Raw genomic sequence first — 20,398 nt, forward strand, 5'->3', positions numbered from 1 at the left:
ATCTACCCTCCCCCGTTTTCGTTTGGATTCTTCAGGTCCGCAGGTTGCTAGCGGCTTTTGCCTGCCCTTCAATGCTGCGGAGGACACGTCTTGCGGATCGAAGCGAACCCTCTATGAAACCCTGGTAGTCAGAAAATGCTTCCCCGCAAATATGGACGTTCTTTCTTTCCGAGGCATTCTGATTCAAGGAAAATGCCTCAAGGAACTCAATATGTCTCCAGGACATCACTCCCGGCAGCCATCCATGAGCCGCCGCGCCAAAGGGGCTCTTGCCCCAGTCGCGCATTCCGCAGGCGAGGAGGCGGTCCTGCGTAAAATCATGGTGCTCATAGTCCCTCGCAAACTGCACGAAACGCTGCCACAACCGAGGGTAGCCGGGCTCTTTCACAATAACCGGGCTCCCGTCACTAAAATAGAGTGTTTGGGGCGCATCCCCGGCGTCTGGGTGCGGGACTTCTTTCTTCAACTTCAAGAACCAGATGCTGGCTATTTCCTGGCTCTCAAGTTGAGGGTCTTCTGATGGTGCTTGATCGAGGTGATTATGATCGCACTCGATTGTTCTCAAGTAATCGGACCAGAACGTAATTGCCGGACGGTCTGTGTAGACCATGATAAGCCCTTTGGTCCTATCATTGCTTTTCACATAGAGCAACTCTCGTGTAGGGATATCTGCGGCATTGCGATTAAGAGGCCTGTTGTCTTCCCACCAGGGTTTTTCGATAACGAAGAAGCACTTTAACAGAGGGAGGCAAGTAACGGCGTTCAGCGCTGCTTTGAGCGTACCTTGCGGCGGGCCTCCATTCCAGGATATTTCTTCGAGCGGACGCTTGGGCAAGGCAAGAATCACTCTCCGCGCCTTGATGACGTCTTTTTCATTCTCGACAATGACATTCACTCCGTCACCATCGGATTGAAGGCCCAGTACCTTTCTGCCTCTCTGAATGCATAACGAAGAATTATTTTTTCCTTCTTCATAAAGCCTTTCCAGGAGCTTCCAGATGATCCGGCTCATTCCTCCGCGAATGCCGCGAAGCGATCCGGTACTTCGAATCGCCCTAAGCCAGAAAATAATCCACTCCGCGGCATTTAAATTTTCATGTACAAAGTGGTAGTAACTCCCCCAGTCCCTTATCTTGACCACGGCGTAGTGGCTTAACACATCACTGAGGATATTCCAGAAGCCCAGGTTCCACAGCGGCTGGCCTCTGAAACTCGCGGTTTTTCTAATGACTTCCAGATCTTCGTCAGTAATATTCTGGATCCATTCGAGCAACTCTCCTTTCCAGTAATGGCGATAAAAGAAGGCTTCTTCCGTCAAATTTTTCCACTGTTCATTGGCTGCGCTGGTCTTCCACGGCTTTTCTGCATCATCGAGATCGACAAGTTCAAAAATACGCCTGAGGGCCAGTATCATCAAGTCAAAGGGGGTTTTTTGCTTGGCCTCCTCTTCGCGAAGGGTAAATCGGGGCTCCATCGGATCTTCCGATGTGTAGGAAGAAAACGGTACTAAATCGTCCAGACTTTCTTCTTCGCCGGGCGCTTGCTCCTTGATTCCCAGTTCGTCGAGCAACGCGTGCAATAAAGGCTGATCACGCGGCTCTATTCTCATGGGCCCGAATTCAGCACGAAAATATTCAATCCTGGATAGCTTTTCAACATCTTCGCCATCTTTTTCTATTGAGTGTCTTTCGGTGGGGCCTCGATAGGGAGACTGCTTGCTACCTTGTGCTTCAAGAGGGTCAGGTTTTCCACTGGTGAAATCCCAGTTGCAGGGGTCCCACGTATCGTCGAACCCGATAGCTTCTCCATTCTTCTCATCAGTTCTCAGCAAGGACCAGGTTTCTATACGGCCGCCAAACCGCTTCGAAGCTTCGAGCAGGAGAATACTGTTGATGTTGAGCAATTCACGCTGCTTGATCAGCTCGTGGCAACAATACAATCCTGCAATTCCACCACCAACAATCACAACGTCATAGGGCTCAGCGATCCGCTTGCCGGTCTTATCATTTGACATCTATCTCGCTCTCCAGATATTGCAGCTCTTCCAGCGAATAGCGGTAACCGGGATCCAGCATCAACGCGGCACGAAAATAACGCACCGCTTCCGGCAGCCTTCCCAGATAGCGTAGGCAGACTCCCTTGTTGTGATGTACCACCGCCCGATTATCGTCGATCGCCAGCGAGGCATCATACAGTGGCAACGCTTCCACATAGCGACCTACATCGAACAAGACATTTGCCCATTCATTGAGCGCCGGCGCATATTCCGGATCGAGGCCGAGCGCAACGCGGAAGGCCGAGATCGCGGCGTGCGGTTCGCCAAGGTCGCGGCGAACCAAGCCTATGTTACCCCAGTGCATCGGATTCCAGGGCGCCAGGCGTAATGCCGCGCTGAAATGGGCAAGGGCGGTTGAAAAATCCTGGCGGGACCAGGCTACATTGCCTAATCCACGCCAGACATCGGCGCAATCCGGTTGTTTCCTGGCGTGTTCCTGAAAGAACAGCTCGGCTTCTCCGAGCTTTCCGCCCCGCCATGCCTCGTAGCCTGGCAAAAGCGCCGGATCATCAGGGGACCAATCATTCCATTGCATGGCGTTCAGATTGCCTTCAGGTCGTCCAGAAGTCACTCCCGGTTGCTGATCGGTAGCAACCCGCCAGCATCGTCATGTGTTCCCCTGCAGCCAGTGCGGGCCGCAGGTGCGCCTGCTCGGCGCCGTTCAGGATGACAATCCGGTTCGACAATCCGGTGATGCGCAGCAATAGGCCGCTTGCTGCGTTGTCGCCGCGGAAGACATGCAGTTGAAGCCCTGCCGACGGTTGAACACCGGGCATCCAGGCGGTCTGAAGATAGACCAGCAGAGCAATCCGGCAGGCTTCCTTTTTGTCGCAATGCTCGCCCATGTGCTGGCCGGGACCATCGTAGTAGGTATAGCAACTGGCACTCCAGGAGGGAGCAAGCCGCTGGCCGGTGACATGTTCCAGGCAGGCCAGCATGGATGCTGATGAGAGAAAGCTCCGTGCGTGCCGTCCGAGATGCGCACGGAGATTGTGCTGAGAGATTTCTCCCGGACATTGCTTTGCAATCAGGCTCCAGCTCGCATCCTGCCGCTGCGCGAGCGCCTCGTTCAGAAGATTTGCATGCGTATCATGGACGAGTGCAGGCGGACCCAGCACGGCCGCGCCACGATCAAGGAATTCCATGCGAAGCCGGGCAAGCGACGAGGGGTCAATATCCAGACCTGTTCCGGCATCGATTGCCGGGCTCAAAGCGAAAGTGTTCACAACAGGGCCTCCTCCCGGGCAAATTCTTCCAGCAGCATGGCGCCGATCGGTGTCGGTACAGCATGTTTGCGCAATGTAATACCGGCCTGGATCACATTCCGTTTTTGCCGCTCATAAATCGCGCCGGAGACCCTCGCATCGGGAAACCGCATCTCCAGCCGACGATGATAGCGGCAAACATTGAGAAAAGCATGCACACCATCCACGAGCCCTCGCAACGGACGCAAATCCGGCCGCCAGGGGGAGACGAAACCGATGGCTTCCGCATCTGGATCACGCGCGCGGGCAATCGCATCGTAAAGCCGGAAAATATTCATTCTGATATGGCTCGATTCATGGCACAGCAAATCGCCAATGCGTTCGATGTCATCGGCGCTCATAAATATGGTTCCCGGCAGCTCCGGCGGGCTGTGACTGCGCGAGTGCCCGCGTTGCTTCAGAATACACAGCGCCTTGACGTGGCGAGTGAGGCCATGGAAGGCGAGCGGCCAGATCTGGCTGAGAAGGCCCAGCGCTGCTTCGATACGCCCGCTTCCCAGGTCAATCTCGTCATCCATCGCAGGCCCGAAAGAGGATAGCAGGGGGCCAACTTCAGCGACCCTGTTGAGCACGGGAAATCCCCCAACACGGGGCAGGGCCGCGAGGCGGGGATGACTGAAGCCCGCCGGCAATCCGCTTCCGTTATTGACAAGCGTCAGGCTCAATCCATCGCTCCAGACGAAATGAGTCTTGCCTTCATTTTCCGCCACAGCCAGCGTAACGCCTGGCGCATCATTGGACAGCATGGCATGGACGTGCGGCAGGTACAGTGGCCCTGCCGAGAAGAGGCAGGGGGGGAAAATAAAAGTGATATTACGTACGTCGGGATGGTGAATAAAATGCCGCACCCCGGATAATATCTGTCTTGCGCCGGGATTGCCGGGGTTGTCCGGTTCCGCCTTCGGGGTGGTGTCTATTTCCGCCAGGGGGTTGGAAAATAGCCGGGCGCGGCTATCGGCAGACAAGCTTTCAAGAGTGGTGACAAGACGCTGCGCGAGCGGATGCTCGTTTTTGTCCATTGTGCCCATCGCCACGTAGATCTGGCTCCGCAAGCGTGCTGAACGGGCCAGCGCGGAGAACCCGAACAATATGTCAACGGTTTTGCCGGGTTCAGCCGGGTAACACAGGCCCGCACAGTCCGTCAGTACATGCTTCGGCAGTCCTTCCCGCAGTACTTCCTTTAGACCGGCGTCATCGAGCTTCACACCGCTACCGCCTGGTATTTTATGGATGCAAAGTCGCGCGAAAAGCGTTCACCCTCGTTATTGAAATAATTGCAGGTGTTCAGGTGATCGAACGCGATTTCGTCGAAGGATAGCCAGCGCATCAAATAGGGGTAAAGCGTTTTGTAAAAGGAGCACTCGGGAGTGCGGTGCCGGACTGTGCCGTAACGCTCCCAGGCCTGCGCGGAACAACCGGACTGGCATAGCTGCTGATAGGAGCAGGTACTGCACCCTTCAAGATCAGCCGGGCGGCGTTCGCGAATTTGCTGCATGACGGCATTATGCCGGGACGGTTGTGACAGGCTCTCCAAGCCGGCATCGAAAATGTTTCCCAGCTTGAGTCCGGGTGATTGCGTGGCACGGCCGCAGGGATAAATATCGCCATTGGCGGCAACGGCCTGGAAAGTATCCCCCGCCCCGCAGTGAGTTCGCATGCAGCGCGTTCTGCGTTGCTTGCTGGTGAGAAAGTCGCACATGCTGCGGACGTTGTCCTCCAGCAATGGCAATCTTTGCGCCACTACGTGATTCATCAGGTCTTTGATAAAATCAATAATCTGATCCTGGCTCAAGCCAACCTTATTCCAGTTCTTGCGCGCATCGCCCAGGTAGGCCACGGGATTTAGCCGGAAGCCATGGATACCAAGATTAAGCATGGTGGCGGCCAGGGCCGCCGGGTCATCCGCATTGGACCGGTTCAGCACCACCAGGCCACCGAAGGGTACCTCGAACCGGTGAAGCAAGTCGATTCCCTTGGCAATCTTGCTGAATGACTCCTTGCCGTTGACCTGAGGGCGGCTCAAATTCTGCTGTTGTGCGCCTCCATCGAGGGAGATTCCTACCCGGATATCCTCTTCCTTCAACCAGCGGACTCGTTCCTCATTCAGTAAGGTGGCATTGGTTTGCGTACTAAGAAATAGTCTCCGGTTGCCTCGTAATGGATGATTACGAATGTATGCCACGGTTTCCTTCATGAGTTCATATTTCAGGAACGGTTCACCGCCGGCAAACTCGAAAGCCAGTGTGTCGCTCTCGCGCATGGCAAATGCAAGATCCACAGTTTTTCGAGCAGTATCCCGATCCATGGCCGGCATGGATGAGTTGGCTCCCGCCAGGCAATAGGGACAGGCAAGATTGCATTTCTCGGTAATGAGCAATTCGATCAGGTTTCCCTCGTCGTAATTGGGGCCGTCCGCGAACATCCGCCGGTCCACGGCAGCGTGTCCATTAAGCGTCAGCAGACCGCGCCGATAGAGTTGCGCGGCAAAGTCGAGGGCATTGTCTGGACCGTATTGCAATAGATTATGGCGTAACCAGCCAAATGGCTTTTCATCCAGTTGCCGAAACCATTTTGACTCGCCGGCACTGAGAAATGCCCACGCCGCATTCTCAGGGTGAATGGCAAGTGTCTCGCCCATGATATCCTCCAGGACGACGCCCCCCGTGCCCAGCACCGTTTGATCGCTTAAGCTGATCGTGCCGAAAGGTTCGTAGTGCTTGCCATGAGCCTCCACCAAATACGTACTTTCGGCGCTTTCTCTGTAGGGCCTGCTGAAATATTTCATATCGCGATCCTCCTAAGCAGTCTCATCAAGGCTGACATCCAGTAGCCGGCCTGGAACGTCGCTGCCTGCAATTTTCCAGCCTCCGTTCGTACCCGTCGTCAAACGGGACGAAGATACGATTTCATCGGTAAAAATGCTGTTCATACCGATAATCTGGACCCGTTCGGGATCATAGATCAAGCTTGTGCCAGTGTCCTCGCGCGTTACGCATCCACCGCGAAAAAGGCTGTAGCCATGATGGGGGATCACCAGCAGGGGAGATGCCAAATATTCCAATATCTCCTGTGCATCCGCCGGCCAATACTGCGCAAGCACGGCGAAATAGCGCCGGGCCAGATTTGCCGTGGCAGGACAATCCCACCGGCAGGGAAAATGCTGAATTATTTCCCACCCAAAATAGCGTGCAAAAATATTTGTGGTCCAGTTCAAGTTATGGATCTGTGGTGCCGCCTCCGATTCTGATTCCCTCAGGAGCATGAGACCGACATCCCCTTCGTGGTTCGAGGCGGCGATGGGCCAGCGGTTTTCGAACGCGTTGCAGCAGCAAGACGGATAACCGAGTAATCTTCCCAGGAAGCTTTCCCATCCAAAAAGCTGGCATAGCCAGGCCATCAGCACGGTTTGTTCGTCGGGAGCAACCAGCAATCCACGCCATGCACCAGAACCGGCACGTGCACCGGTTACCTCGGTCATGCGATTACTATAGCCACCCTTGCATGAATCGTGTTGCGGCAGGAATTCATGCGGGCCAAGCAGCGTGAAGAAGCCGCGCGCCCGCATCCAGGTTGCCAAGGCGGTCAGGTTTTGCTCGCTGCCATGGATCAGCACCAGAGGCTTGGCCCCCGCAAGTAAAAGACGCAGCTGCGTTTGCCGCAACAGCGCTTTATCCGGCTCAGTTCGCCACGCTATCGGACCCAGAAGGCTCGCGTCATCGATACTGACCGACACTGCGCTCATAGGGGGAGGCAGCGACGCCGGCACGACATCGGATTCCCACTGCCACTCGCGCAGCGCCGTCGCAGGATCGCTTTCCAGTAACCGGCGCAGTTTCTCGTCTCGGCAAGCCGCCTCGACAAAAGCGCGCAGCGACCGGACGGCGCGGCCTGACCAGGCCGCGCCGTCAACCGACATGGACCCGCATATGATTCATCGGGTTGGCTAACGCGTAATGTGGAAGCCGCGCACGTGCAAATCCACCGGGCCGGCTGCCGGAATGGCAACTTGGCCTCCGTCCGGTAGGGTGACGTTGATGAGACCAGCGCCCACGTTAACCCTGGGATCGAAATTGGCATGTCCCCCACCATTGACGAATCCCGGAGGGCCGGAATTCACGTGCGAGCCGGCTCTGCCAAGGTCGCCGACATTCACGCGGTTGCCAATGCCTCTGGCCGGGTCGAAATTGGCATGACCGCCACCGTTGACGAATCCCGGAGGGCCGGAGTTTACATGGACACCCGCTCTGCCGAGATTGCCGACATTCAAGCGGTTGCCAATGCCTCTGGCCGGGTCGAAATTGGCATGACCGCCACCGTTGACGAATCCTGGAGGGCCGGAGTTTACATGGACACCCGCTCTGCCGAGATCACCGACATTCACGCGGTCGCCAACGCCTCTGGCCGGGTCGAAATTGGCATGGCCACCGCCGTTGACAAATCCTGGCGGTCCGGAATTCACGTGGCTGCCGGCAGCGCCTATATTACCCAGATTGCCTAAGCGGGATGCGATAGCTCTGTTGGTCTCAGCCGCAATAATGGAATTCAGATCGCCGATCGTAAGATCGGCCAGTCTGGCGTTTGCAGCCAGCGCACGAGGTTGGGGCGCTCCCGCTGCCTGTGGATCAATTTCCGGGGCGGGTGCTGGAGAATCCTCTGGTTTCTGTTCATCAGACATTATTAACTCCTTTTTATGGGAAGTGGTAGCGATAATTCAAGGGAATTGAAAGATGTGATACAGGCTGGATTGAAGACTTGAGGATGTTTATTCTTGAGGGAATAAACGCATGTTCCATCTCCCGGGACATGTGCTTCTTTCCAACATTTTAAAATTAGTATAGGAGATTGTCATTGTCAAGGTGCTTGGTAAAATTTTTTTATGCCACAAAATTGCAACAAAGCGGTGGCATGTCGATTCAATAGACGCGGCGTAGATCGGTTAGCGAAGCGTAACTCGACAAAGCCTGCGCCTATGGAAATGGTGAAGGATGAAAATTAATGAATCGGATTGACCCCGTCAGCTCGCGTTATGCTGACGAGATAACTCGCTCATCTTGTCCGGGCTAATTTCTGTCCAGCCTCCGATACTGAACCGCTTCCGCGATATGCGTACTGACTATACCATCGCTTACCGCCAGATCGGCGATGGTACGTGCCACTTTCAGTACGCGATGATAAGCCCGCGCGGAAAAATTCAAGCGGCTGATGGCTTGTTTGAGCAAGTTCTCTCCCAAATGCGCTAGTGTACTAAGATGCCTATGAATAAAGGATCTGGGCGTACATGGTGGTTTTGCTCTACAAGTATCTATACAAAATTGATTCCTTATCGTTCCATACGCGGAACCTTTCTGGCCGCCAGGACGTCCAGAATCTCGCCTAACAAAACTTTTGCCAATGCCTCATGCGCCAGTACCTGATTTCCCAGCTGCGTAGTATTTGGTATGAACTCATATGTGACTGTAATTAGTCCGCGTTCAATGGTGTACGTTCCAGAGTATAAAACGCCGTCCCTTTCTAACTCGACAGAATACTCGCGGGGCTGTTTTTTCATTTGGGGAACCTGTGATTAAATAGGGCCTTCATGCTATCCACTGCTGATCTTTATATCAACGATGAAAAGACATCATGAGCGAAAATATTCTACGGAAAATAGGAGGGCAATATATCGCGGAGGCACTTAACACGCTGCCGGACGCTGAGAGATCGAAAGAAGATTTTACCGAAACCGTGATCAAGTTGCCGGTATTTGGCCATGTGCGATTTAAATGCCAGCGCATGACTGGAAGGCAGGGGAAATATCGCTATCGATTCTGGACGGCTATTGAGGCGTTTAAAGTGGAGTGAGGGCGGGGCTTCCCTAGCTAGTGAGCAAATAAAAAACCCGCTTCGGCGGGTTTTTTATTGTTAAATTGTTTCTGCTGGTAGTTGTATTTTTAATTAAGAATCAGTTACTTGAGCCGCCACCAATTGATGTAATAATAAATTTCATGTGCTCTCCTTAGACCAATAATTAGTGAATTACACTATTTATCTTACTGCCTACCGCTCTATCTTATAAATCACTCTACATAGTGTTTCTCTTGTCACATACTATTTATAGCACAAAATGAGATATCAATCCAGATACTATATTAAGGTACTACAGAGGGGTTAACGGAATCTTCTGTCGTTACTTGAGGAATTTTTTGAACTTTAGGGCTCCACCAAAAAACAATAGACTGATGAGGAAAAATCCCGTGTTTTAATTCCCAAACATGAAATGTGCCGTTAGGATAAGGCTCATGAGAAATCACACAGGAATGATTGGCTTTTGCATCAATTTCTAGCGATTCTGGTGCGGATACACGAAAGATTATCCCATCAGAAGGTATTCTTGAGGCCCACACTTCCATATCTGTCTGCAATTTTACTGACGATGCCTGAATAACACAATGTACGCTCTCCAACGGTTTTATAGGGATAGAGGTTGTTATCCCAACGTGAGTCGCATCATCTATTCGAATTTCATCTAATTCATCCGGTGTAAGGAACTTTTCCCCAAGCTTTACTGAGTGGATTATTACGCACTCATGCATACTTTTATCAACAGGCTTCTCTAGGAACATCTCTATCATCGCTTGCGCAGGGTTGTCACTAATGTTTTGCAAATCGTATCTTGCCGTAATCGCACAACTAAAATATTTAGACCTCTTCTCCTCATATTCGTTTTCTTTAAATGCTCGGACCGAAGGCGACAATATGTTTAGGTGATAATCGATCTCGTATCCTTTTCGAAATATATTCTTTGACAATAGGCAGCGTTCTACTTCGTGGAAAACGGTTGGCGGAATATGTCGACCATAAATCGCGTGGAAAAGATCAGTTTTAATTAGATCAATTTGATGCTTAGCGGCGCGCTGATGTTTGGCTCTAGTAAACTTTTCAATCGTTACAATAATGACCAGCGCCACCACTCCAGCAACCCCGAGTTCCGCAATAAATAACAAAAATAAGTGTCTGAAAAATGAGTCATCATCCGTTTTCCCTTCCCATACCGTATGAAGATAAACACTTAGAAATATACAGCCCGCCGAGATGAGTCCGATAATTACATACAGATAGCTCTCGACCTTATTATCGTTCGAATCTTCCATTATTTTCACTCTATGTAATAAGTTGTCAATTGACTGCTGCAATCGGTGCTATCAAATGGTTCCCGTTATTATACGGATCGACTCTAACTGCTCAGTTTACGCAGTCCACGCGATTGTACCGAAATTAGCAATATTAAATACTCACTTGAGGTACACCAGAGAATCAGTATGGGTATTAGGCGCATCTGCCATATTTCAATTTTCTATTTTGGGGATGTGAGAAAAAGACTTAGCACACGGTACCCAGTCGTAATGCTTTGGACTTTGGATGGCGGGGCTCAAGCGCCATTTGCTGAATCTTGATTCTTTGGCCGATTTCAAGATGCGCCACCTACCGCCCTGGATTGAGGAAAGACGCGCCTCTACGGCGGCCTTTGGCACCTGCCATTTGAATTCTTTTGAAATATGGGATTTTTTGTCTGCGTGGGATAGCACAAGGTGTCCAAGGAGATACGCTCCAGACTTTGAAGGCGCCCCATGTGAAAAACCCCCAGCCTTTTGAGCTGAGGGTTCTGCCTACCACGCAACTAAGAGTTGGATTGCTGCAGGCTGTTGGGGTTTCCGCACTGGCCAACTGATCGGGCGCACTTACTGATACACGCCTATGGAAATTCATTAGCTGCTCGCGAACTTCATCAACTTGATAGCGCGGAAATCACGCATACCGCCACCCACACGCCGGGTGCTGTAAAACAGTACGTGAGGCTTGGCAGTGAACGGATCGCGCAACATTGACGAGCTGCGGTCAACAATCACATACCCACGCTTGAAATCCCCGAAGGCGATAGAGAGACTGTCAGATGCAATATCCGGCATGTTTTCATCTTCATGTACGGGGTAGCCAAGCAGCGTCGGGAGTTGGCCGGCTTCTAAACCTTGCTTCCAGATATAGTCCCCAGTCGTGTTTTTGAAAGTGCGGACTTGCTCCAGCGTATTGGTGTTCATCGTCCAGGCCGCATTGATGCGATAGCGGGGTTTCAGCGAATGCACCAGCTTGATGAGCTTATCCGAGGGATTAGAAGCGGCGAACGCTCCAGCACCACCAGAGGCGACATATTGAAGCGCTGATTCCGAGCGGGTACCGTCCGCGGTGCTTGCGATGTCATAGGTCAGAATGCCCTTCGGCTTATTGACGCCATTCCCATTGATGAACGATATGCCTTCACCCTCTCCGAATGCTTCAGCAAGTTCATCAACGAGCCATTCTTCCAGACCGAAGTTATTATCATCTAGCAGATTCTGGGTAATTGCCGGGCTGGCGTATATCTCGCCCATTGCAGGGGTAAGCATCCTGAAGCCAGGGCTACCCGTCTCTGGCCGATCGGTCTTTTCACCTACCCATGAATAAGCCGTCCCGCCGACGCTGTGCAACATGGAAAAGTTGCCAGTTTTGACCGGCACAACCCGTGCAAGCTGGCGCATCGGGGAGAGCTCGCGCAGTGCCTTCGAAATAGTAGTGTCGATTTCTTCCGGAACAAGATAACCGCCGTTCGGGTCGTCATTCGTCGCCATTCCCTTTAATTCCAGGTCGCGCTCTTTTCCGGAACGCATGTAACCTAGAAACGCCTGCTTGTGTTCTCTGGATTCCAGCGTGGTCCCGCCATCGTCATAGGATGCTCCGGGCCGCCCCGCTTTCTTGGCGAAGTTGTTAAGTTCACTCTCAAGGTTTTTAATGCGCTCGCTTTGAGCATTCTTGAACTCGAGGAACGACTCCCCTTGCTTCTCCATCAAATCTTTTATTTCACTGAAATCACCCATCTGATAAACTCCTTGTAAATGTCATCGTATTACTCAGTAAATTCTGAGTATGTTATAGTTTACAAAGAGTTATTCCCTATTTAGGCGTAACGGGGAATTATTTATTTTGAGTTATTTTGCACCAGCTCAATGTGTTTCGGATGGTTTTGAATGTCAGCGGCTGCCGGCCATTGCGGGGGTGGTGAAATACCAGAGTTTCCCAGATCCTGTCTACCTTCTCGACAGGGCTTGCAGTAATACCGTACATATCCCGGCGAGCGGCCTCGAGCTCCAATTCTTCTAACAGCCTGCCGAAGGTTACCGGGCCGTCAATTTTCTGAATCAACTTTAAAAGATACGCTTTCAAGGGGCCGGGTCGGCGCCCCTTATTCTGTTGCTGCTGGAATGACAAGCCCAGGTTGACCAATCCAATAATCTGATCTCTTTCCGGGCCCGGTGGTAATGAGGTCTCAATGTAGCGGGATATACTCACCTTCCGTTGTCCAAGTCAGCGACTTTCATCTTGGACTTCATGCGCGAGAATCCCATTTCCCTAAGCTCTTTCTCGATCTTCCTTTTCCTCAGCGCATCGCTGCGCTTGGCACCCTTGATCATGGAAGAAAAGAAAGTCCGGCCAAGTCCGTTTAATTTACCCATCGCTCGCTCTCCTCTCCTTTGCGGTACGCGAGCAGGCACCCGCCAATAACCTGCTTATCTTTATCGATCGCGTACAGTTCCATCCCTTTAGCATCAGCCTGCAAGATAAGTCTAGCCAGCCCTCCATTGACTATGTCATCAATATCTTTTGCAGCTTCCGGCCTGTTCTTGCGAATTGCGATCATCATTAAATCTATGACCTGTTGATAAACGCCGGTCGCATTCTCAAGGGTATTCATAATTTCTTCGTCTAGCTCTGGATTACTCATTTATTTTCCTTTTTTTACTTAAATTGTTACGGTTTATGAAGGGAATGGTAGCAGCACGGTCTGGAGCGGAGTGCTGTGAAGACCTAAGGCCCGGTGTCATGCCGCCTTCCTTTGCTGCTCGCCAGGATGTGCTTGGCTGCATTCTTTCCCTTCCGGTAAGGGGTTAGCCTCAGTGCTGAATTGCTCGATTACCTGGAGCAAGGCAATTCCATCGTAATTCGCCTTTGGGATTTCCATATCGAACGTTGCAAGCTCGCGTATGCCTACCGTTAGCAGTACGGGGTCGGTGGTAGCGTCATCCACCAATACCGCATACTTGAGCGTCGGGTTATTGCTGAGCATTCCCAATACACGCTGCTGTCTGCCTTCTTCCTTTAGCTCATCGGTTTCGTCCTTCCAAGGGTTTGTGACACTGACAGTGGCGACATTCGCGACAGTTCCGTCCTCTTCCGTAACAAATATATTTTCTGATATATCCCCTGGAATGTTCCCCTCAAAAGGTTCAAAAGGTGCTTTTGAGGGTTTTGAAGGTTCTATCTCAGGGGTATATAGATAATTTTTTTCTTTTTCGAACTGCTTCAGTCTTGCAAGGTATGCGCTCATACTGCCCCCTTGATCCAGTGGTAATGCGTTGTTGGTCGTCCGCCTGTGGTTATCTCTTCTTCGGTTAGGTGGTGGTATTCCAGCAGCAGATTGATTGCGGATTGCGTCTTGCTCGGGTTCTCTAGCCCTGCCCAGCCCTTCTGGGAGATATCGCGGGCCTTGAACGGATTCGGCAACTTACCGCCGGCCAATCGCTTGAGAAGCGTTTTTGCTGCATCTATATCCGGTCGGGTGGCGTAGCTGTATATTCGTTGCGCGTGGCTTTCAAGGTACTCACTGAACGCGATAGCGCGAAGCAGAGCCGCTTCCGTCACAGCGCCATGCTTCGTATCGCATAAATGATTTATAAGCGCCAGTGAGGGGACTAGCTTTCGATATTTCGATAGATGCGACACGATAGCCGGATGCTCTTCGCCCGACCTTAATCTGTGTTCCAGTGCTGAACGCCATTCTGAAAACAGTATTTGCGCCTCATTGTCGAAGCGGAGGAATGGAACATTGCCGTACAGATCATCTTCCGCACCGATCTCGGTTGGGTTTAAGTTGTCCAGTCTTTCGGCAACCATGTTCACCGTCTCCCGCGCCGTGCTGTTTGGATAACGGTCTACTTCTTTCCAGTTGGGGGAAATGTCGGGATACACTACCAATCCAAAACGCTGCAGCAGTCCGTCCGCCCCCGCACCGCCGCCGGTCGCCTGGCGTACATATTCCGCTAATACGCCAGGTTGTATGCCGCCAATAATCGATAGGCACAGGGCCTCAATATGCAATCCCTTGCCGCGCATGATCCGGTCAAAGGTGTAGGGGGCATCTCCATCAGCAGCAGTGAGGTAAAACGATCTCGCAACCTCTTGGCCGCTTGCATCAAGCTGTTTCAGCAATCCTACTATCTCGTCGGCTTCGACTAGCAAGCCGTTCGGATTCTCCATCAACAATTCACCCAGGGCCTCATAGCTGGCGTTATTGGTAATGTAGCGTTTCAGGATAGGCGCAGCGTCTGGCTCACTGGATTGCAGCAATTTCGAAACATCGGCGGTGTCACTCTTTTTTAACGATTCACGCGCCTTTGTTTTGTTTACCGACTGTTGGAGCTTGGCAAGTTCAGTTTGTGTGTCGTATTCTGCTTTGGCCTTATTGAAGACATCGAAAGCCGTTGCCTGTAGTTTCTTAATTGGAGATAACGCTGATTTTAATGTGGGACTTTTCATCACGCCGGAATTTCCCACAACAGCTCCCCAGAGATTAGGGATCACTGTCCAATCGTTATTGCGCATGGGTCGTATGCCAACCTTGCGGCCGGTAATTGTAGACATCATCACCATTACGCCCACCGCCGCGAAGTCTGGGGGGCACTGCATCCGTTCGGAAATATCCCGCACATAATCGCGTAGCGCATCCGGCAGATAGGAATAGTCGAATGGCGACACACCAGGAAGCGTGGGAAGTGGCTCGGGCCGAGGAATCTTTATCTCGATTGGTGGTTTCGTTATAGCTATGAAAGCGGCTTGTGCTTCAGGGGTTGTGTCCCTTGCTTGCAGCGCGCTTATCATGCGGCCTCCGCTATTTGAATGTCCTGGTAGGGCTTTATGAGCACTGCGGCGTTACCCGTATCCACCAGATCAAGCGCAAAGATCGCAAGGCAGGAGGGATTGATTTCAAGAATTGCATCGACAACATCTCTTACGCGGTGCGCGTCTTTGCGACGGTAAACGATTTGAACCGCGAGGCCGGCCAGATAATTAAAATTCAGTTGGCCTGCTGGTGTGTCATCGGCGATTACGATGCGCGGGTAAGCTTTCGCCAGATTCCAATCGAATGTAACCATGACTCTGTTACTTGGGATTTTTCTTGCTTGCCGCATTTCCATAAACTGCTTGCCATAAGCGGGCATTCTTCGTTTATAATTCTGGTTGAGTTTTGTTTCAAATGACGCCCTGGTTCCCGCCGGGGCGTTTTCTTTTATAGGGTTCATCAAGCCCCCTTCGCTGATTTTGATTCCAGATAAGCATTCACTTCGCTTGTTTTCCAGGCAGTAATTCGCGCGGACAATCTGTATGGTTTTGGAAACCCTTCCTCTTCTTTCGCCTTGCGCCATAAAGTCGCATGTGAAAATGGAAACTTATCTCGTAAGAGCGCTTTCTCACGCATGTAGTCTGGTTCTTTTAATTTCATACTTTCTCCTGTACTGAGGTTTGATACTGATTATTCATATATGTCACTGTCGTTAGTTGTGGGATTAAGTGAGATTACTGGATACAACAGCCGCAATTAGATCAATTAATACAGGGGAGTAATAGGCGCAGTTAGCGCGGCAAAGAGGGCGCGGCTCACTCTTAAAAATACGCGAACCCTTTATCTGTATTGGGTTTGATGGGCGCGGGGAACTCATTTGCGCGGACCACTTGGTAACCCGTCCGCGCGGAGGATCGTTGCCATTATTTGTGCGGTTCGAGAAGATACCCCTTCCTCCTTCAAAAATGACTCAACCTGATCATTTGTGGGCGCGGTTGCCGGGTCGGAAGGGTCGTAGAGTTTCCAAAACTTATTTGCTGCCAGCGCCATTTTTTTTAGCAACTCGGTTTCATGATTTCCCCATGGCCAGCGATCGGCACGAATATCTGTTGAGATCGGTTCCTTTCCTAAATTCGCAAGCAAACGTTTCCGATCCTCCTCATGCAAATACTCAGCATAGAGATGAACGAACTCAGGCAATTCCGCTTTCATGGCGCTAAGCTTTTGTCTTGCGTTATTCCGGGTCTCCTCATCCTCGAATAGCTCGAGCGAAGCCTCAATGGCGCCACAGAGCCCCAGCCGCATTAATACATCGCTCGCCGCGCGCTGTCTCATAGTCATTTCCGGACGGGAAGAAAACAGCAAGTCCTTACCGAGCTCATAGTCGAGTTTGCAACTCTCGGCGCTATAAGACGGAAGGGAGCCGTAATAACCCTCCTTTACAAATTGATGAAGATCATGTAACACCGCACTCCGTAATCGCAAAAAATCCCAACTTTCCATGAGCACTCCCTCAAGTGCCTTCAATAAGATGTCACCCCAGGCGGTGAAGGTTTCCGCTTTTCGCTTGGCCGAGCTAGGGGTGACGTGAAACCGTGACGGCTATTCTAGGTTATTCAATGTCGCAGCCTTGCCGATCGCCAGTGTGGTTGCCATAAATGCAGAAAAGTCCGGATTTTTATCCCTGAACTTACTTTCTATCTTGGCAATTTCTCGCCCTCTTGTCTCTTTATTAAAATAGACGCGCCCTTCCTGAAGAAGTTGAGTAAGACGCTCGACAACGGTATCAAACTCATCCACGATCTCTTGAGAGAAATAATATCCACCGCTGTACCCGAAGCCCCTAGTGAGCTTGTCACGCATTACTGACATCATGCAATCAAGAGAACGGACCTGATCTTCCACGTATGCTTTATGATCCGCGGGGATACAGGCAATACCATCATCCCTGTCTTTATGAGCCTTCTCGATTTCCTTCATTCGAGCTTCCCGTTCCCATTGCTCCTGCTGGCGCTGCCTCTCTTCTTTTTTTAATCTGACTGAAACATGGAATTTAGTTTTGCTTGCTCTGTGAATGTGGATGAGGCCGTCTTCCTCTTGCGCGCTCGTTGCCATTTTCCCAAAAGGTAAAAGCTTCATCTCGCCATCAATCATGCCCACTCTGGTGGCCGTTCTTGCGTTGCCATTAACCCCAGGAAGCCACTCTAACTTAACAAGCCCCGCCGAGACGAGCTCCGGCCCTGTGCCGCTATAAGATTTGCCGTGATGCCCGCTATAGGTCAGCAAACGTTGTGCTTCGATGGATTTATTTGAAACAGGTGTAGAATTGGCGTTAGCCATGATGCGTACCTCCGCTAAGGTTGCGTTGTGGTCAGGGGTGTCTGGTGTCTCAACCACCTTTCGCCCCGCTATTTCCTGAAGTCCGTCAGGTCACGGTGTTGCTCTTTCTCAGCGGCACTACATCCCCGCTCTGTGTCTGATTACAAAATTGGGCCCAGTCCTGCATCATTCTGGTGCGCTTGGTGAATAGATCGCCTCTGCGGTAAGCCGCCTCTACCTTATCCCCGATTGAATGCGCCAGGGCCATCTCAGCGACGTGTTGAGGGTATGCGGTAGACTCAGCCGCCCAATCCCGAAAGGTTGAACGAAACCCGTGAACGGTCACGTTGTCGAAACCCGCTCTGCGAATCACTTCATACAGGCGTCCATCGCCTAATGGCCGCCCTCGCTGTCCAGGAAAAATTAACTCGGTAGTTTTGTCCATCTGATCGAGTACGGCCATTGCTGCATCAGAAAGCGGTATGCGATGCTCTTTGCCGGCCTTCATGCGCTCTTCAGGGATAATCCATACCCGATTTTTAAGGCTAATCTCTCCCCAAGTAGCTAACCGAACCTCGCCTGAGCGACAAGCGGTCAAGATAGCTAATTCTAGGGCCTTGGCTGCGATTCCGTCCTGTTGCCTTAGTCTTAACATTAACTCTGCCATTTGCGTGTAACCTAGCGCAGCATGGTGCGTTGTCTTTTTCAGTTTGCTTGACTTCGGTAGCAGGTGATCCAATTTCCCTTTCCATCGAGCCGGATTCTCGCCTTCCCGGTATCCGCGCACTGTTGCCCAATCAATTATTGATTCCATCCGGCCACGCAGACTCTTCGCCGTTGCAACCTTCGTTGACCAGATCGGGTCCAGTACTCTCATGATTAAGGCGACATCGATTTCATTCACTGGCAGTTTGCCAATAATCGGACCGCAATAAGTCGCAATGGTATTTGTCCAGTTGACGACATGATTAGGGTCTTTCCAGCCGCTACGGTGGGAGGAAATATACTGATCAGCACATTCCTGAAAGGTAATGGTCAGCGCTTTGGCGTTTGCGGCATTGCGCGCATTGATGGGATTGACACCTGTAAGCCGGGTGCGCCGTGCCTCCAGGTTCTTTAGGCGAGCTTCAGTAAGGGTAATTTCCGGATAAGGGCCGAGCCCCATCCAATGAGCTTTACCTCGGAGTGTGAAGCGGTGTATCCAATGTTTGGATCCACCTTCAGTCACGCGAATATACAAGCCGCGCCCGTCGCCATACACGCCGGGCTTGCTCAGCCGCTTGACTGTAAGATCCGAGAATTTTTCTGTTGCGCCCATTTTGTAGCCATAGAGATGCTATACGTGCCACTCTACAACAACAATTGAGATTATGCAATACCTAGTGATACAGTGTGAAACCGTAAATAGCCTAAAAACAGCTTGTATAAAGGCTCTAAGATAGGATATGAAACTTTGTGATATTACCCTGACGCCTTTCTCTCCCAAAGTATCCGGCACGCAGTACTTGTCAATTTCCTTTACCGTTAGCCGTGCATTGGGCTTGCCCTGGCGTGTCAATTGCCGCTGATAGGCTGACTCGACCCGCTGCCTGATGGAACCACTTGATTCACTCTGACTCTGGCGCATGAGGTCTTCCTGGGGCGCGGCGGGCACTTCGATCTGTATATCGATGCGATCAAGCAGGGGGCCGGAGATTTTGCCGCGATAACGGGACACCTGATCGGAGGTACAGCGGCATTTCCCGCTGTAGTGTCCGAGGTAACCACAGGGACAGGGGTTCATCGCCGCGATCAACTGGAATCGGGCGGGAAAGTCCGCTTGGCGCGCTGCGCGCGATATGGTGATACGCCCCGATTCCAGCGGCTCACGTAGTACCTCCAGCACTTTACGGTCAAATTCAGGCAGTTCATCGAGAAACAGCACGCCATTCATTGCCAATGAGATCTCGCCAGGGCGCGGATTGCTGCCGCCACCGACCAGGGCAACGCCTGAGGCGGTATGATGTGGCGAACGGTAAGGGCGGCGTTTCCAGTGGGCAACGTTGAAGCCTCCGCTACTCAAGGATTGCATCGCGGCGGATTCAAGCGCCTCATCTTCGGTCATGGACGGCAGAATGCCGGGGAAACGTGCCGCCAGCATGGATTTACCCGTGCCGGGCGGACCCACCATCAGCATACTATGATTGCCGGCTGCTGCAATTTCCAGCGCGCGCTTTGCATGCGCCTGGCCTTTGACGTCCTCCATGCCAGGGTACTGAGTTACGCCGGTTTCCGGGTTGCCTTCCGCGCTTGCCCCATCATCTGCGATATAACGCGACAACAGCTCGCGTCCGGCAAGGTGTGCGCAAATCTGTAATAATGATGTTGCGGGATAGACTATTGCTGCCTTAACCAGAGCGGCCTCGGCGGCATTTTGTTGCGGTAGCACGAAACTGCGCCCCGAACGCGATGCCCCGTAAGTCATCGCCAATGCGCCGCGTATCGCGCGCAATTCTCCGGTCAGGGCGAGTTCGCCCGCCCATTCGTACTGATCAAGTTTATTCGAAGGAATTTGCCCCGTCGCCGCGAGTATGCCCAACGCGATAGGTAGATCAAAGCGCCCGCTTTCCTTGGGGAGATCGGCGGGGGCGAGGTTGACCGTAATACGCCGGGCGGGAAATTCGAATTGCGCGTTTTGCAGCGCTGCCCGCACCCTGTCTTTGCTTTCCTTGACTTCCGCTTCCGGCAACCCGACGATGGTGAAACTGGGCAAACCATTGGCGATGTGAGCTTCCACCGTAACCAGCGGCGACTCCATACCCGAGATAGCGCGGCTATAAAGAATAGCAAGCGGCATGCAAGAAATTCTCA

At 51.9% G+C, this 20,398-nt stretch carries 20 protein-coding genes and 1 pseudogene; 1 reads left to right on the forward strand and 20 read right to left on the reverse strand.

Annotation, left to right across the window (positions count from 1 at the left end; genetic code table 11):
• Positions 1-31 precede the first annotated feature (31 nt).
• The 8 genes and pseudogenes from BLO43_RS10065 to BLO43_RS10100 form a co-directional block, all read right to left on the reverse strand.
• Positions 32-2,014, reverse strand: a complete 1,983-nt coding sequence (locus BLO43_RS10065; RefSeq protein WP_090906956.1) for a flavin monoamine oxidase family protein — start codon at positions 2,012-2,014, stop codon at positions 32-34.
• The gene (locus BLO43_RS10070; RefSeq protein ID WP_139149266.1) at positions 2,004-2,627 is read right to left on the reverse strand and encodes a tetratricopeptide repeat protein; all 624 of its coding nucleotides are present in this window, start codon (positions 2,625-2,627) and stop codon (positions 2,004-2,006) included. The genes BLO43_RS10065 and BLO43_RS10070 overlap by 11 nt, the downstream gene beginning before the upstream one ends.
• Positions 2,608-3,282 carry a hypothetical protein gene (locus BLO43_RS10075; protein WP_090906958.1) on the reverse strand — a complete coding sequence of 225 codons (675 nt, stop codon included), beginning with the start codon at positions 3,280-3,282 and terminating at the stop codon, positions 2,608-2,610. Before BLO43_RS10075 ends, BLO43_RS10070 begins: the two co-directional genes overlap by 20 nt.
• Positions 3,279-4,526: an aKG-HExxH-type peptide beta-hydroxylase gene (locus tag BLO43_RS10080; RefSeq protein ID WP_090906959.1), complete on the reverse strand. Its 1,248-nt coding sequence runs from the start codon at positions 4,524-4,526 to the stop codon at positions 3,279-3,281. Before BLO43_RS10080 ends, BLO43_RS10075 begins: the two co-directional genes overlap by 4 nt.
• Positions 4,523-6,106: a radical SAM/SPASM domain-containing protein gene (locus BLO43_RS10085; protein WP_090906960.1), complete on the reverse strand. Its 1,584-nt coding sequence runs from the start codon at positions 6,104-6,106 to the stop codon at positions 4,523-4,525. Before BLO43_RS10085 ends, BLO43_RS10080 begins: the two co-directional genes overlap by 4 nt.
• A 12-nt stretch (positions 6,107-6,118) precedes the next feature.
• Positions 6,119-7,237 carry a hypothetical protein gene (locus BLO43_RS10090; RefSeq protein WP_090906961.1) on the reverse strand — a complete coding sequence of 373 codons (1,119 nt, stop codon included), beginning with the start codon at positions 7,235-7,237 and terminating at the stop codon, positions 6,119-6,121.
• A gap of 27 nt (positions 7,238-7,264) precedes the next feature.
• Entirely contained in the window at positions 7,265-7,996 is a 732-nt protein-coding gene (locus tag BLO43_RS10095; protein WP_090906962.1) for a hypothetical protein, read from the reverse strand.
• Positions 7,997-8,381: 385 nt separating this feature from the next.
• Positions 8,382-8,582, reverse strand: a pseudogene (locus tag BLO43_RS10100) (ATP-dependent protease); the annotation flags it as partial.
• Between the two features lie 361 nt (positions 8,583-8,943).
• Between BLO43_RS10100 and BLO43_RS10110 the strand changes: the two are divergent.
• Positions 8,944-9,162 carry a hypothetical protein gene (locus BLO43_RS10110; RefSeq protein WP_090906965.1) on the forward strand — a complete coding sequence of 73 codons (219 nt, stop codon included), beginning with the start codon at positions 8,944-8,946 and terminating at the stop codon, positions 9,160-9,162.
• 287 nt (positions 9,163-9,449) lie between these two features.
• Here the strand turns inward: BLO43_RS10110 and BLO43_RS10115 are convergent, their stop codons facing one another.
• From BLO43_RS10115 to BLO43_RS10170, 12 genes are all read right to left on the reverse strand, one after another.
• A complete protein-coding gene (locus BLO43_RS10115; protein ID WP_090906966.1) occupies positions 9,450-10,451 on the reverse strand; it encodes a hypothetical protein in 1,002 nt (333 codons plus the stop codon).
• Positions 10,452-11,066: 615 nt separating this feature from the next.
• Positions 11,067-12,209, reverse strand: coding sequence for a phage major capsid protein (locus BLO43_RS10120; protein ID WP_090906967.1), 1,143 nt, complete (start codon positions 12,207-12,209; stop codon positions 11,067-11,069).
• Between the two features lie 468 nt (positions 12,210-12,677).
• Positions 12,678-12,845, reverse strand: coding sequence for a hypothetical protein (locus BLO43_RS16795; RefSeq protein WP_175443929.1), 168 nt, complete (start codon positions 12,843-12,845; stop codon positions 12,678-12,680).
• On the reverse strand, positions 12,833-13,114 hold the full coding sequence (locus tag BLO43_RS10130) for a hypothetical protein (protein WP_090906969.1): 282 nt from the start codon (positions 13,112-13,114) through the stop codon (positions 12,833-12,835). The genes BLO43_RS16795 and BLO43_RS10130 overlap by 13 nt, the downstream gene beginning before the upstream one ends.
• 96 nt (positions 13,115-13,210) lie before the next feature.
• Complete coding sequence (locus BLO43_RS10135; protein WP_090906970.1) at positions 13,211-13,717, reverse strand: hypothetical protein; 507 nt, start codon at positions 13,715-13,717, stop codon at positions 13,211-13,213.
• Positions 13,714-15,267 (reverse strand): YfjI family protein, encoded by a 1,554-nt coding sequence (locus tag BLO43_RS10140; RefSeq protein ID WP_090906971.1) that lies wholly within the window; start codon positions 15,265-15,267, stop codon positions 13,714-13,716. The genes BLO43_RS10135 and BLO43_RS10140 overlap by 4 nt, the downstream gene beginning before the upstream one ends.
• Positions 15,264-15,689 (reverse strand): hypothetical protein, encoded by a 426-nt coding sequence (locus tag BLO43_RS10145; RefSeq protein ID WP_090906972.1) that lies wholly within the window; start codon positions 15,687-15,689, stop codon positions 15,264-15,266. Before BLO43_RS10145 ends, BLO43_RS10140 begins: the two co-directional genes overlap by 4 nt.
• Positions 15,689-15,889, reverse strand: a complete 201-nt coding sequence (locus tag BLO43_RS10150; protein ID WP_090906973.1) for a helix-turn-helix transcriptional regulator — start codon at positions 15,887-15,889, stop codon at positions 15,689-15,691. Before BLO43_RS10150 ends, BLO43_RS10145 begins: the two co-directional genes overlap by 1 nt.
• Before the next feature lie 213 nt (positions 15,890-16,102).
• Positions 16,103-16,732 carry a hypothetical protein gene (locus BLO43_RS10155; RefSeq protein ID WP_090906974.1) on the reverse strand — a complete coding sequence of 210 codons (630 nt, stop codon included), beginning with the start codon at positions 16,730-16,732 and terminating at the stop codon, positions 16,103-16,105.
• 99 nt (positions 16,733-16,831) lie between these two features.
• Entirely contained in the window at positions 16,832-17,569 is a 738-nt protein-coding gene (locus tag BLO43_RS10160) for a hypothetical protein (RefSeq protein WP_139149267.1), read from the reverse strand.
• 85 nt (positions 17,570-17,654) lie between these two features.
• The gene (locus tag BLO43_RS10165) at positions 17,655-18,866 is read right to left on the reverse strand and encodes a tyrosine-type recombinase/integrase (protein WP_090906976.1); all 1,212 of its coding nucleotides are present in this window, start codon (positions 18,864-18,866) and stop codon (positions 17,655-17,657) included.
• A gap of 18 nt (positions 18,867-18,884) precedes the next feature.
• Positions 18,885-20,384, reverse strand: coding sequence for a YifB family Mg chelatase-like AAA ATPase (locus BLO43_RS10170; RefSeq protein WP_175443930.1), 1,500 nt, complete (start codon positions 20,382-20,384; stop codon positions 18,885-18,887).
• Positions 20,385-20,398 lie beyond the last annotated feature (14 nt).

The organism is Nitrosospira sp. Nsp13 (genome assembly GCF_900101945.1).
Classification (GTDB): Bacteria; Pseudomonadota; Gammaproteobacteria; order Burkholderiales; family Nitrosomonadaceae; genus Nitrosospira; species Nitrosospira multiformis_D.